Origin of the sequence: Bradyrhizobium diazoefficiens (assembly GCF_016616235.1) — a bacterium.
GTDB lineage: Bacteria > Pseudomonadota > Alphaproteobacteria > Rhizobiales > Xanthobacteraceae > Bradyrhizobium > Bradyrhizobium diazoefficiens_H.
On sequence record NZ_CP067100.1, the window covers coordinates 6,269,581 to 6,281,960 of the forward strand.

At 58.3% G+C, this 12,380-nt stretch carries 15 protein-coding genes; 9 read left to right on the plus strand and 6 right to left on the minus strand.

All coding sequences use genetic code 11. From position 1 onward, the window contains the following. Positions 1-140 precede the first annotated feature (140 nt). Positions 141-1,250 carry a polysaccharide biosynthesis/export family protein gene (locus tag JJB99_RS29820; RefSeq protein ID WP_246775029.1) on the minus strand — a complete coding sequence of 370 codons (1,110 nt, stop codon included), beginning with the start codon at positions 1,248-1,250 and terminating at the stop codon, positions 141-143. A 263-nt stretch (positions 1,251-1,513) separates the two neighbouring features. Beyond that, complete coding sequence (locus JJB99_RS29825; RefSeq protein ID WP_200495806.1) at positions 1,514-3,049, minus strand: undecaprenyl-phosphate glucose phosphotransferase; 1,536 nt, start codon at positions 3,047-3,049, stop codon at positions 1,514-1,516. A 74-nt stretch (positions 3,050-3,123) separates the two neighbouring features. On the opposite strand from JJB99_RS29825, the gene JJB99_RS29830 reads away from it, so the two are divergent. From JJB99_RS29830 to JJB99_RS29840, 3 genes are all read left to right on the plus strand, one after another. Further along, a complete protein-coding gene (locus JJB99_RS29830; protein ID WP_200495807.1) occupies positions 3,124-3,831 on the plus strand; it encodes a hypothetical protein in 708 nt (235 codons plus the stop codon). Positions 3,832-3,920: 89 nt separating this feature from the next. Next, entirely contained in the window at positions 3,921-4,235 is a 315-nt protein-coding gene (locus tag JJB99_RS29835) for a hypothetical protein (RefSeq protein WP_200495808.1), read from the plus strand. Between the two features lie 130 nt (positions 4,236-4,365). Further along, on the plus strand, positions 4,366-5,679 hold the full coding sequence (locus JJB99_RS29840; protein ID WP_200495809.1) for a hypothetical protein: 1,314 nt from the start codon (positions 4,366-4,368) through the stop codon (positions 5,677-5,679). A 5-nt stretch (positions 5,680-5,684) separates the two neighbouring features. On the opposite strand, the gene JJB99_RS29845 is transcribed toward JJB99_RS29840, so the two are convergent. Beyond that, the gene (locus JJB99_RS29845) at positions 5,685-6,383 is read right to left on the minus strand and encodes a transglutaminase-like cysteine peptidase (protein ID WP_349628987.1); all 699 of its coding nucleotides are present in this window, start codon (positions 6,381-6,383) and stop codon (positions 5,685-5,687) included. Between the two features lie 94 nt (positions 6,384-6,477). On the opposite strand from JJB99_RS29845, the gene JJB99_RS29850 reads away from it, so the two are divergent. The 3 genes from JJB99_RS29850 (at position 6,478) to JJB99_RS29860 (ending at position 8,312) form a co-directional block, all read left to right on the plus strand. Then, positions 6,478-7,218: a metallophosphoesterase family protein gene (locus JJB99_RS29850; protein ID WP_200495810.1), complete on the plus strand. Its 741-nt coding sequence runs from the start codon at positions 6,478-6,480 to the stop codon at positions 7,216-7,218. A gap of 30 nt (positions 7,219-7,248) precedes the next feature. Next, positions 7,249-7,899: a hypothetical protein gene (locus JJB99_RS29855; RefSeq protein ID WP_200495811.1), complete on the plus strand. Its 651-nt coding sequence runs from the start codon at positions 7,249-7,251 to the stop codon at positions 7,897-7,899. 83 nt (positions 7,900-7,982) lie between these two features. Then, positions 7,983-8,312, plus strand: a complete 330-nt coding sequence (locus JJB99_RS29860) for a hypothetical protein (RefSeq protein WP_200495812.1) — start codon at positions 7,983-7,985, stop codon at positions 8,310-8,312. Between the two features lie 66 nt (positions 8,313-8,378). Here the strand turns inward: JJB99_RS29860 and JJB99_RS29865 are convergent, their stop codons facing one another. From JJB99_RS29865 to JJB99_RS29875, 3 genes are all read right to left on the minus strand, one after another. Further along, complete coding sequence (locus JJB99_RS29865; RefSeq protein ID WP_200495813.1) at positions 8,379-8,798, minus strand: hypothetical protein; 420 nt, start codon at positions 8,796-8,798, stop codon at positions 8,379-8,381. Positions 8,799-8,848: 50 nt separating this feature from the next. Next, positions 8,849-9,133: a hypothetical protein gene (locus JJB99_RS29870; RefSeq protein ID WP_200495814.1), complete on the minus strand. Its 285-nt coding sequence runs from the start codon at positions 9,131-9,133 to the stop codon at positions 8,849-8,851. A gap of 945 nt (positions 9,134-10,078) precedes the next feature. Next, positions 10,079-10,711, minus strand: a complete 633-nt coding sequence (locus tag JJB99_RS29875; RefSeq protein ID WP_200495815.1) for a hypothetical protein — start codon at positions 10,709-10,711, stop codon at positions 10,079-10,081. Positions 10,712-10,845: 134 nt separating this feature from the next. Between JJB99_RS29875 and JJB99_RS29880 the strand changes: the two genes are divergently transcribed. From JJB99_RS29880 to JJB99_RS29890, 3 genes are all read left to right on the plus strand, one after another. Then, positions 10,846-11,406 (plus strand): transglutaminase-like cysteine peptidase, encoded by a 561-nt coding sequence (locus JJB99_RS29880; protein ID WP_200495816.1) that lies wholly within the window; start codon positions 10,846-10,848, stop codon positions 11,404-11,406. Positions 11,407-11,491: 85 nt separating this feature from the next. Next, positions 11,492-12,007 carry a D-glycero-alpha-D-manno-heptose-1,7-bisphosphate 7-phosphatase gene (locus tag JJB99_RS29885; RefSeq protein WP_200495817.1) on the plus strand — a complete coding sequence of 172 codons (516 nt, stop codon included), beginning with the start codon at positions 11,492-11,494 and terminating at the stop codon, positions 12,005-12,007. A 96-nt stretch (positions 12,008-12,103) separates the two neighbouring features. Beyond that, positions 12,104-12,277, plus strand: coding sequence for a hypothetical protein (locus JJB99_RS29890; protein WP_200495818.1), 174 nt, complete (start codon positions 12,104-12,106; stop codon positions 12,275-12,277). Positions 12,278-12,380: the final 103 nt, after the last annotated feature.

Below are 12,380 nucleotides of genomic sequence, written 5' to 3' on the forward strand. Positions count from 1 at the left end.
GACCCCAAGCACGCCGACCCAAACCACTATGGACGGCAGTCCCACCGAGCCAAATGGCATCGGCGAGACTATGACCGTCATACAAAGCAAAGCTAGCGAAGCAAGACCGGACCAGCGCCGAAGGCTTCTGGCTAGATCCGTCACTGCCGTGAGTTGATTCTCAATATCTGCACGTTGTTCGCCGCGACGGTCGTATCGTTGGCGGTCGCGATGATCAGGCGCACATACTGCATCCACTTCGCCGAATCCACGGTCGCCGCATTCGCAGCGAACAAGACGTCCTTGTCGCGCATGTCGAACTTGGTCGCCAGGAAGAAACCGGCCGGATCTCTGAGGTCGACGTTGTAGATCACCGGCACGAGCGGCCCGACGAACTTCGAGCAGTCAACGCCCAGCCGCTCGGCCAATTCACGCGGCTCGCGCCGGTAGACGTAAACGCCTGTCGGCTCGGCTTGCGCGTCGAGCAGGCCACCTGCCTTGCCCAGTGCCTGCGCCATATTGATCTTCCACATATCGAACGTGAACTGGCCCTGCTGCCCTTGGGCACCGAATGCCAGGAAGACCTGCGGCTCGCGGTAGACATAGATCGTGTCGTTGGGATGGACCCAGACGTTGTTTGCGGGCTGATAGACCAGCGCACCGAACGGTACGGTCGCACGCTTGCCGTTGCGCTCAAGCGTCACCCAAGTCTCGTAGCCCTGCCCCTTAATGCCACCGGCCCGCGAAATCACGTCTAGGATATGCTCACCGGCTGCATTGGCCTGCAAGCGTTGCGGCGTGTTAACTTCGCCGAGCACGCTGATCAGCGACGTGTTCTGCGTGATCAGGGCGACCACGACCTGCGGCTCAATGGCGCGATTGCCGATCGCACGGACGATATCCTGCTGGATCTCGCCCGGCGTGCGGCCCGCGGCCTTCACGGCGCCGGCATAGGGCACGGTGATGTTGCCGGCCGAATCGACGTTCTGGTTCGGAAGCTGAACGAAGTTGCCAGGACGCACACCCGCTTCCGCAGGAATGAAGAGACCGCCTGCAGCAGCCTCGAAAATGGTAACCGACACAACGTCGCCAATGCCGAACTTGATTGACGCCGGCGGGCGGTTGTCCGGGAACGACCCCGCAATGGCGCCCGGACCGTACTCTTTGAGAATATCGACGACGGGGGCGGTAAGCTTCACCAGCCCATAGTCCGGGCCGGCCCTCGTAATTTCACTTTTGATAACATGATCTTCCGGGCCAGAGCTCGGCATAAGTGAGCATCCCGCCGCAGATAGCGCAGCAAGCAACGTCAATGCCCCTCTAAAAGCGCCCCTAAACAAGGTATTCCCCATTCACAATTTTGCGGAATGAGGATCGGCAAAACGTCTAATGGAGTCAACGCGATTTGGATGACAGGCAGCAAGTAAACGGGACTTGTTGCGCCGCAGCTACAGCTAGCCGGATTCGTTTATCAATTCAGCAGCTCGCTGCCCAAGAAATCTCGCGTAAGCCGCTTTCTTGGCCAGCACTTCAACTAATAGGCGTTGCGAGACCGCACCAGCTCCAGGCACGTTAAGACCAAAATCTTAAAATCCAGCGCCAAGCTCCAGTTGTTGATGTACCAGAGGTCGCAGTCGACCCGCCCCTTCATCTGCTCCACGCGCGCGGTCTCGCCACGAAACCCGTTGACTTGTGCCCAGCCCGTGATGCCCGGCTTGACGTGGTGCCGGAACGCGTAGGCAGACAGCAAATCGCCATAATGGTCGTCATGCGCAAGTGCATGCGGCCGTGGCCCAACCAATGACATGTCACCAAAGAGAACGTTCAGAAGCTGCGGCACTTCGTCGATACTCGTCTGCCGCAGGATTCGCCCAACCCTCGTGACCCGCGGATCAAAGCGCCTTGCCTGCACGACGATTGCTCCATCCTCCATCACGCTCATCGTACGAAACTTAAAGATAGGAAACTGTTTGGCGTTGAACCCCTTACGCCGCTGACGGAAGAACACCGGTCCCGGCGAGTCGAGCTTGATTGCGATCGCACTCAGCAGCATCAAAGGCGTGAGAATAATCAGACCAAGCGCAGCTCCAATCACGTCGACGAGCCGCTTGGAAAGTTGCTCAGCTCGCGAAAGCGGACCGCGCTGAATTTCAATTGACAACGATTTGCGCAGGCGGAACGAGGGATTTTCGGCAAGCGCGCGTATCCGTCGATCGGGAAGCAGTTGCACTGGAAGGGGCGAAATCCTGAGCTGGTCGCGAACCAGCTCGAGCTTGCGTGTATCGTTCCATGGGAAGGCGAGCACGATTTCATTCGCGCCCCGCTCACGCGCGATCGACAGTGCTTGGTCAAGAGAAGACGATTCATCCTCAGTCATCGAGAACCGGGCGTCGCCATTGCTGGAGAAAACCACGCGATCGATCTCGGTGAGTCCGAATCGTTCGAGAAGCTCATCGACCCCAAGCGTCGCAAGCTCATTGCGGGTTCCGAGAACGATCGCACGCCGGCCCTGCACTTGACCCTCGGCAACCGCGGTCGCAACAAAGCGTTTGGAAATGCGCCGGGACAACAATAGCAAAGACAAAGCCAAAAGCCCGAAGCAGATGATCGAACCGCGCGAGAAAGATGCGCCGGTTTTCATTAAGAAGGCGAGCAGAGTAAGGAGCAGGCTCACCAGCGCCCATTGCGCAAAAATCCGCCCGACGTCCTTCTTCTTCGAGAAGGCGGTCCGCAGGTCATAGAAGCCGCCGGCTTGGCCGATCAGCACGTAGAGCAACGCCGCCGTAATGCCCGCACCGAGCAGCTGGTCAGCATTCTTGAAATCCCCCATGACGAGCATCTGATAAAGCCCGCCGCCGATCAGGCTCGCCGAGATGATCAGACACGCATCAATGAAGGCGAGAGCATTCTGAAGCGCAAAATAGGGAAGCTTCAGCCTGCGACCGCCGTGATCGATTTGCGCAGGGCTATCGGTTGGAGATTGGCCATTAAGCTCCTCGGACGCTGCTTCAAAGACACGCTTTGCAAAGCGCTCACGTTGCTCGAGGTCGGTCGAACTCTGAGGGGTCAAGGTCGCCTCCCGATACAGCCGGGTAAGTCTATTTTTACTTTAAAAATCATAGATTTTGTTGCAATGCAATAAAATTGCGCAACGCAGCACATCAAAACTTTATGATAAATACCTGCCAGCAAAGTAAGTATGCCGTCAAGCTGATCCTCGTGAACCGACATCAACACCCCTCACCGATGACCCAGATGCGGCTCGGCACCTTATGTGCCCTGACTTTTGTGCTACTAATAAGCAGCGCGCGCCTCGTTTGCGCGCAGCGGCTACAGAACTGCGTGCCCGGCGCCGGTGCCGGGCAAATTGAAAGCTGCGATGAGGAGGCCTCAAGACTCGCCAATGCGCGAACCCAAACAACAATGCTCGGCGATGGGTGGCGACTGGCTAAAACGCGTGATGCAAGCAGCAACGCCGAGATCGTCTCGATCATGCATGTCGTGGACATCTCGAAATCGGATGTCAGCCTCGCCGGATTGAGCCTGCGATGCGGCCAAGACGGCCTCCAGGCGGTCCTGATTCTGCTCGGACCACTTCCACGGAGCAGTCATCCAACGGCAGTTGTAAAGACCGACAGTAAGCGGTCGGAATACGAGGCGACCGTCATTCAGGGCGGGGAGGCCTTGCTGCTACCGGGGCTCGCATCCACCTTGGCAAGCGGCGCCTGGCAAGCTGCAACGGAACTTTCGATCGAGATTGCGGCACGTCCTAATCCGATCCAGGGCGTCGTGCCGATCCGAGGGCTGGCCGCCGCACTTCGTTCCCTGCCGCAAACCTGCTTAACCAAATAGCGAGCCAAAATGCGAGCTTGCGCCGCGAAAGGCAGCGATTTCACCCTTTCTTAGGGAACCGGGTGAAATGGTGGCGGCGGAGATTTTGCATGGTTCTGGCCGCCATTTTCTTGTTTCTCGTGGGCGCGGTCCTGGCGTGGGCATTCCGCGTCTGGATCCTCGTGCCGCTATCGTTGTTGGCTCTTCTGCTCGGGTTCACTGCCGACATCGGCTCCGACGCAACCGTCCTCGAAGCCTGCGGGCACGCATTGCTGGTCGGAATGACGCCGCAATTCGGTTACGCCTTCGGCCTGCTCGCGCAATCGACGCTGACCGGCTTGCGGGCACCGCTGCGACCGAAAACCTCCCGGACTGCTTCCGTCGCGGTCCTCTACAAGAAGAACGCAATGAGGCGACCTGACTGAGGCGCGCTCATATGCTTCGCGCACACAAGCCGTGCGTTTGGCGTTGTTCCTTGGATATGCAATAGTTCAAAGATCATTGCGTCAGATGTGATCGGTCAAACCGTCGCATCGCTACCCGAAGCCTTTGAACTTGCTGATCGTCTTCCGACTACTCATCATACTTGTCGCTGCCATTCCCGCACTTGCGATCGTCAATGACGCGCTCGCGCGAGAAGGAATCGCGTTGTTTGCAGCAGGTCTCGTCGTGTTCTCCGCGGCAACCGTTCCACAGGGTGATCTCTCGGTCGTTTGGCCGCTGCTGCGTCGCGTGTCGCTCGCGATCGCCTTTCCCATCATCTGGATGGTGATCCAGATCATCCCGTTGCCGTTTACCTCGCTGGTAAACCCGATCTGGTCGACCGCGGCAGCGGCAATAGGCGAGGCTTCAAACTGGGGGCACGTCAGTGTCGACCTCGGCGCCACGTTGCGAAGCCTGATTCTTTACCTGGCAATGCTTTCGCTCATGATCTCCACGGCGCTCGTCGCAAGGGATCGCAAGTGGGCCGAGACAACCTTCTTTGTCGTGACCATCGTCTTGACGATCTTGTGCGCCGAAGTCCTCATCGGCCAGATCAAGCCATTTGCGGGGATCACTCCGCCAGCCGGTAGCTCGGCCGCGGATATATTCGTCGCGGCTGCCATCCTCGCGACTCTCTGTAACTGTGCGATTGCGATCATGACAATCGAACGACGCCTGGGCCGGAAAGGCATGGAGGACGCGTCCACTGTCCTCCCCTTCGTGGGCCGGCTCGGCCTGGCTCTGACCGGCCTCATCGTTGCGGCCGCGGCAAGCAGGATTCTTGCTCCGAGTATCGCGATCGCGGCCCTTGTCCTCGGGCTAACGGCGCTGTTCTTCGTTGCTGTCTTCCGCCGGCTCGGCGTTCAGCCATGGCCTGCGACAATCGTGTTTCTGATTGTTACCGGGCTCGCCGTTGCGATCATTTTCCCTCATTTGCAGGGCAACCCGGCCGAGGGGATAGCCGGATTTGCAGCCTCTTCAAATGCCGACGCGCTCACGGCTACGGCCAGGATCCTGTCGGCTACGCCGTGGCTTGGAAACGGCGTCGGGACGTTACCTGCGCTGATGCCGGTCTATGGCGATTTTGGCAGCGTGCCACAGGAGGCGCCCACAACGGCATTGTCGATTGCAATCGAATGGGGATGGCCGGCATTTGCAATTTTCGCTGCGCTGGGTCTCCACCTCTTCGTTTTCGTCTTTCGCGGCGCATTGCGGAGGGGACGGGATTCGTTCTTCGCCTCGGCGGCCGCGGCCGGCATTCTGGTCGTATTCGCCGAAGCATTCTGTGACGCGAGCCTTCTTTCACTCCCGGTCCAAATCGTGGCCGCGGTGATCGTCGGGATCGGCCTCTCGCAGAGCGTCGGCCGAACCAGCAAGCTGGAATAGCGTCTTTACACGCCACGCCCCGCGATCGTCGCCCAGAGACGGCTATGCGTCGGCATCTGGATCCGCACCCAGCGATAGGGCACACGCGACCAGGGCCGGATCTGCGGTGTCAGGTTATCGAGCACAAAATCGCCGCCATTGGTCCGAACCACCAGGACCAGGTGATGTTCACCCGAATTGACGACAACCTCGCTGAGCAGAAGCGCACGCGCCGGCCAGCCGTGGCTGAGAAGTTCGTGTCGCTTGCTGACAGCATAGTCGTTGCAATCGCCGCGATCGGGATTGATCAGCCATTTTTCGGCGACGAGGCCAAGGTCATTCCGCTCCGGAGCGATCTCGCGATTCACGCTCTGGTTCACCTGCTTCAGCTCGGCCCAACGCTCTTCCGTCAACTTGACCGGCCCGCCGCGAAACATTGGCCGCTTCCGGCACTCGTCCTCGTATCGGACACAGAACTGAAGGAAGGCAAAGGGCGGCATCGTTGGAGTCTCGAACTTGATGCGCTGAATCGCGGCCTGCAGACCCATCGGCATGCCCAACAATCCGGCTTCAGCCCCCCGGAACCCCATCGACATCGCCACGATCGCCGTGGCGACCCATACAGAAAGCTTACGCATGATCGCATCCCCGCATTTTGCTTTGCTGAGGACGCTAAACGTAAAGTTTTGAAATTCCGGGCGGATTTGCCCGTCAATTAGGATCAAATGCGGCTGATGGCGTACCGAATTTGTTTACTAATGTGAGTATGGTCAAACTGTCCGAATCACGCTCCTGCTCGGGTCGCCAGAGTCGCTCCAGATGTTAAAATGGCCACATTCGAAGACCCAACGGCGAAAGCCGAGACTGCCAGAAGGGATTCGCATCTACGCCATCAGCGACATTCATGGATGCGCCGATCTGCTCCAGCAAATGTTCATCGTGATCGACAGGGATCTGACGACCATCGGATCGAGACGCCCGATTCACGTGTTTCTCGGCGACTACATCGACCGTGGCCCGGATTCCTGCCGGACCATCGAATTGCTGATCGAGCGCGGTCGTAGACACGAATCGGTATTTCTCAAGGGCAACCATGAGGCGTTCCTAGCGGGGGTGTTGCAAGATCCGTCACAGCTCGACCAGTGGAAGCAATTCGGCGGCCTGCAGACGCTGACCTCCTACGGCCTGCGCCCATCGCTCAACCCCGACGCAGCCGAGCAAACCGAGTTGGTACAGCAACTCGCAATGAAGATTCCATCTTACCAGCACCAGTTCTTCGAGAGCTTGCGGCTACGCTTCGTATGTGGGGACTTTTTCTTCGTCCACGCCGGCGTCAAACCCGGCGTGCCACTGGCGCAGCAACAAGAACAAGACATGCTCTGGATCCGCGAGGAGTTTCTCCAGAGCGAGAGGCAATTTGGCAAATACATCGTTCACGGCCACACGCCGGTCCAGGAGCCGGACATCCGTCCCAACCGCGTCAACATCGATACCGGAGCCTACGCGACTGGCAATTTGACCTTGCTGACCATCCAAGGCGATAGTCTCCTAGCCCTGTGACGAGAGCCCTATTTCCCGATGAATCCTCTAGTGAACGTGCGCATTTGCCTGGTCACCCTCGGTCTGGCGCTAGGGTGCTACGGCCTACTATCCGCAGCCGCGGAGTTGAGCGCCGTGCCCCGGCCGGCATTTCCCTCCGATCCGACGCGGATTGCGCCCCCTGCCAGTGAGGTGCCGGACTGGCTGCCAGCCGTCCCACTGGTCAGGTCGGATCTGGAAAGCAGTCACGCCCTGATAGCCGCATTGCAGACGATCCAGCGAGGCAAGCCAGGAGGCGGCGCATCCCCCGACAATATGCGTGACCGTTCGCGCGTCAAGCGGGCGCTTTCCTTGGCACCCTACGATGCCGAACTATGGCTCGCCCTTGCCTTGCTCGAAAGCCAGCATGATCCCAGCGGGCCCGCCATGCTTGAGGCGCTGAAAATGACGTATTTTACGGCACCGAACGACACGCGGTTGATGCCGGTGCGTCTCGATACCGCAACCCAGTTTGATGCCCTGATTGATCCCGACTTGGCGGAGCTGGCGCGCGGCGACGTTCGACTAATGCTGGCGCGACGAGCGGAGTTGAAAACGGCCGTTGTGCTGGCCTACCGGCGGGCATCGAAACGGGGCAAGGAGTTCCTGGAGCAAGCGGTCAAGGCGATCGACCCATCCTCCGTCGCCACATTGCGTGGGTAGGCCGATTGGATCATGCATAGGGCCCCGGCTTGCTCGTTTGCGCCTGACCGTCTAAAGTTAACGTGGATTGGGGAAATACAGCCATGCGATCTTTTCTTGGAGTTCTCGCGCTTGCGTCGAGCCTGACGATCTCCGCGGCGCCTTCCTTCGCCGCCGACTACGCGGTCCCGCCTGTTGCAGTACGCCACGTATCACGTGTGCCGTATATCGATCGCGGCCCGAACCCCTATTGCGGCCCGCGCTGTGGCTGCCCGATCGTGGTTCACGTGCGGCATCGGAGCCTCGAACGCTATTACCCGTCGAGCTTCGATCCGCGCACCAAAAACGACGATCCGAACTATGCCTATGGCCGGATCCGAAGCTACGCCCGATTTGCGCATCCGGCCTTTCCCGAGCGCGTCCTGGAATATTGAGATATTCAGCGAGCAGTTGGTTTGCGGCGACCACCTTGGCGGTCGCCAAACTCAACGCCGCTGCCGCTAGTTATTTCTGACCGGTGATCTGAACTCCGGAAACCGGCTCAACATCGCCGCCTTCAAAAATTTGAAGTGGGCGATTGAGGCGCCGAGCTCTTTTAGCCGGCGCTGGCCATTCAGGACCTCCTTGTCGAACAGATCCTGGTGATGACTGTCGAGTGCCTCGCGCTCGAGATATTCATCGTCACCATTGCCGAACGTCACTGCCGCCCGAGCCAAGACGTCCTCAACCCGGTTATTCAGGCCCGATTGCTCCCGCTCCGCGGCATGCAAGGCATCTTCGATCGCGACCATGATGGCCTCGATGCGCGATCGATCGGTCTCAGCATCGCGCTCAGGCGAACGTGCGCGAAACCGCTGCTCCCCTGCGAGGCGGTCCCTCAGGAAGTTGTGGGTACGGGCCCGCAAGAACAGCTGGAACATGCGTTGCTTTCCGGTTGGAGGCGCCAGACCAGAAAATGGGTCCGTGATGGTTAATAAAGACTAAAGCCTCCGAAGGTCTCCTCACGGCTTTGCGCCACCCATGTCTTCCAGGCACCTTCGTGTTTGGCGTATAGCTCTTGCCAGCGCTGCTCGACCGCAACGCGCCGCCGGCCCCCCTTGTCGCCTGAAAGCTGGCCGTCCGAAAAATGGACACCGGGCTGACTATCCAGCCGCTCAAACTCGAAAGTCTCTTCGAGCGTCAAGCCAATCAAGACGCGCCGTCCGCTTCCATCAACAAAGTACCGGCGTGGAGCGTTATTCCTCAGGTCAGTCATGGCGCGCCTCTTCCCAGATCCACGGACCGTTTAGCGCACCTAGTCGGCGCGCATAGGCCCAAACGAAGAGCGGCCCACCCACAGCCGGGATGGCCAAGGCAACGAGCCAGATCATCGGGTCCAATCCCAACTCAACCGCGCGCAGAAGCATCATCGACCTGCAAATCTGCGCGCAACCTAGCCACCACCATCCCGGTAGACAACGGGAGCCGCGATTTAACCTAACCATACATGGTTATCGTCGCGGAGATGTATTCGCTATCCACTCACTTCCGCAAACGTCCGGGTCGAGGCAATCCAATACTGGTTGCATATCCTCAAAATGCCCGCCGCGTGGCCGGGCGCGACGAAGGACCATAGGGTGCGTAGATTTGGCGCATATGCTTTCGCTTGCGCGATTGCCAGGCGCGGGCAGCGTAACCAACTCCGAAGCCGGCTGAGAAGACCAAGATCAGGATCAGGAATGGCGCCATTCGGAAGTCTTTCCATTTGCGGAACGTTTCCTTCTCCCAGACGCAGCATTCTCATCGTGCAGTTGTGTCGATATCATGATGAGTGCTGCTGATTTTGTTGTCAGGCACGAGAGCTCTTGGGCAGCAATCTGCTTGAAGATCGATCACCCGCTACGATCAACCGAGGAACCATAGAAATAGTTTCACTACCAGCAGCGTGATGAAATAGACCCAGCCGGCCATTGCGATTAGCGCCACACTGAAGAACGCGCCCTCGAATGCGCGTTCTCTGATCTTGGTGAGAGGCAACGCTGCCCAAGTTTTTTGAAGCATTCCCGTATTCGCATCGTTCGTTTATGCGATCATAGCCGAACGAATTCGACGATCTCGTGACGCTCGCCCTGACAAGAGCGTGTTGCGGGATCTAGAGATGATTCAGAGAGACAATTTTCACGCACTTGAATTGGATCAAGAGAATGAATTGCCGCGCGATCTAACGCGGAACGACCGGCACGAGATCCGCAGCTTGGCCGTCCGGGCCGGAACGGCCGCGAAACAGGAAGAAACCCTTGTCCGTCGAGACAATGTCTCCTGGCTGTAACGTGTCGTCACTCAGCACACGCGCGGTGGCTATCTTCTCCGGCGAATCCGGCGCGACCATGCGCAGCGGCGCATTGAGCCGCCAGTCCAGCCGCGCCCGCTTCGCACGTGAGCGCGCCTCCCCGATCCGGCGCTTCCAGTCCTCGCGGGAGATAAGACTATCCCCCGAAGGAGCGAGATCATTGGCCATTTGCTCGACATTCGGACTCGTCGAGCCCTCGTCGGCAGCCCGAACCCGGCCGCCCCAGCCCTCCGCCATCAAGGCCAGCACAATCATGGCAACGAAATGTGCTTTCATGCGGAATATCGCGATCGTTTGGCCATCGGCTACATCGTAGTTCATTGTTTCAGCTGTGTCTGCCAGACATTGGATTCCCGTCAAAGGTCCAAGGCTTTTTCGACGAACCGATTTCACCTTTTGCAGCATTGGGCGGTCAATTGACGCCTGTTCTCTGGTCAGCAGTTCTTGGGCAATGCATCGCGTCGCATGATTGCACGACGACACACACTGAAGTGCCACGGTCATGTCTGCTTGCAATCGAGGTAAGAGTCGCGATTTTGCACAACCCAATTCGTCGTGCACACAATCTCTCGCCAAACTTCCGCTCGATAGCCGTCTCATCATCTTTCAACGGCGGAACCCAAACGAGGACTGCGATCATGGGGTGCGTGAAGTGGCTACTGGCCGCCGCGGTGCTTGTTCTCCTTGAATCATCCCCCGCGTTCGCGGAAGAGGATCGCGTTTTGCCACCTATGGCCTTCACGCTCTTTTGTAAACGTCTTCCTGCGGAATGCAGCCAACGCATGGGCACGCAGGAGACAAGAACCCGACTCGACTATCTCGCGCTTTGGCATGACCTGAATCTGGTCAACACGGCGGTAAACACCAGCATCACACCGGTTGAGAATGGAGCCTCTGAGATCAATCTCAATTGGCAGATCTTTCCAGTGGAGGGCAACTGCGCAGACTATGCTGTGACCAAGCGCCACCTCTTGTTGAACGCGGGTTGGGCCTCGTCTGCGTTGCTACTGGCTGAGGTCGTCGTCCGCAAGACGGGCGAACATCACCTTGTGCTCATCGTAAAGAAAAACGGAGATTACCTGGTTCTTGACAATCGCAAACCTGCAATCGTCAAGCTTATCCAGGCGCTCCGGGACTACAACATCGTTCGGGCACAGAGCGACGAATCATCGAAGTTCTGGACACGACGTCTGACTTAGCCGGAAACCAAGCCTGGCAATTTTCCAATGAGATTCGCCGAGATTGATCGGAGAACAAGCCGGTTCAGCGAATAGAGCGATTTCAATGCAGGCTGCAGTATTCTTCGATCGTGACGGCGTCCTCAACGAGGACGATGGCTACGCTTTCGAGCCGAGCAAGATTCGATGGATCAAGGGCGCGATGGAAGCCGTCCGAGCCGTCAATCAATCCGGCTATCTTGCCTTTGTGGTGACAAACCAGTCGGGTGTCGCAAGGGGTTTCTATGCAGAACAACAGGCTCGAGGGCTTCACGCATGGATGACGGACCAGTTGGCAAGTGTTGGCGCGCGCATTGATGAGTTCGCTTACTGTCCTCACCATCCCGAGGGCACCATTGCGGAGTATCGGCACGCATGTATTTGCCGAAAGCCGCAGCCAGGCATGATCAACGAACTGGTAAAGCGGCATTCCATCGACATCGGCCGAAGCATATTGGTTGGCGACAAGCAGAGTGACATTGAGGCTGCAGCCGGCGCAGGCATTACCGGGCACATATTTCGGGGAGCAGACTTGGAGGCGTTTATCGTTCCGCTCCTGCTGCAACTGAAACAATTGCGCTAATCTCGGTTCGGGCGAGAATGAGTTCGTCGTCCGAGACGGAGGGAACCCCACCCTCAGCGTCGGGTTGTCCAAGCGACAAGAACGGCCGAAATTGTGATGTCTCGCAACAAGAGTACGCGCTGGACCGAAGATCAGGAATCGTTGCTGCTCAAATTGGATGCCGAAGGGCATCCGCTGCGGCTGATCGCCGCAAAACTGGAGCGCTCTGAGCGATCGGTCTCGATACGGCTTGCCCAACTCAAGAAGGCTGGTCGACGTTTGCAGCGTTAGTTGGCAGACAATCCCTTTTTCAGATTCGCATGCTAGCGCTGCCTTTGGTCCCGCGACTGTTTGCCGGTGAAATGACGTCGCGACGCCACAACCGCTTGCATGC

What these genes read in the sequence shown, in the direction of transcription:
- JJB99_RS29820 (WP_246775029.1), bottom strand. Translation starts at nt 1,250, where the DNA reads ATGCCGAGCTCTGGCCCGGAAGATCATGTTATCAAAAGTGAAATTACG.
- JJB99_RS29835 (WP_200495808.1), top strand. Translation starts at nt 3,921, where the DNA reads ATGGTTCTGGCCGCCATTTTCTTGTTTCTCGTGGGCGCGGTCCTGGCG.
- JJB99_RS29850 (WP_200495810.1), top strand. Translation starts at nt 6,478, where the DNA reads ATGTTAAAATGGCCACATTCGAAGACCCAACGGCGAAAGCCGAGACTG.
- JJB99_RS29860 (WP_200495812.1), top strand. Translation starts at nt 7,983, where the DNA reads ATGCGATCTTTTCTTGGAGTTCTCGCGCTTGCGTCGAGCCTGACGATC.
- JJB99_RS29865 (WP_200495813.1), bottom strand. Translation starts at nt 8,798, where the DNA reads ATGTTCCAGCTGTTCTTGCGGGCCCGTACCCACAACTTCCTGAGGGAC.
- JJB99_RS29870 (WP_200495814.1), bottom strand. Translation starts at nt 9,133, where the DNA reads ATGACTGACCTGAGGAATAACGCTCCACGCCGGTACTTTGTTGATGGA.
- JJB99_RS29875 (WP_200495815.1), bottom strand. Translation starts at nt 10,711, where the DNA reads ATGACCGTGGCACTTCAGTGTGTGTCGTCGTGCAATCATGCGACGCGA.
- JJB99_RS29880 (WP_200495816.1), top strand. Translation starts at nt 10,846, where the DNA reads ATGGGGTGCGTGAAGTGGCTACTGGCCGCCGCGGTGCTTGTTCTCCTT.
- JJB99_RS29885 (WP_200495817.1), top strand. Translation starts at nt 11,492, where the DNA reads ATGCAGGCTGCAGTATTCTTCGATCGTGACGGCGTCCTCAACGAGGAC.
- JJB99_RS29890 (WP_200495818.1), top strand. Translation starts at nt 12,104, where the DNA reads ATGTCTCGCAACAAGAGTACGCGCTGGACCGAAGATCAGGAATCGTTG.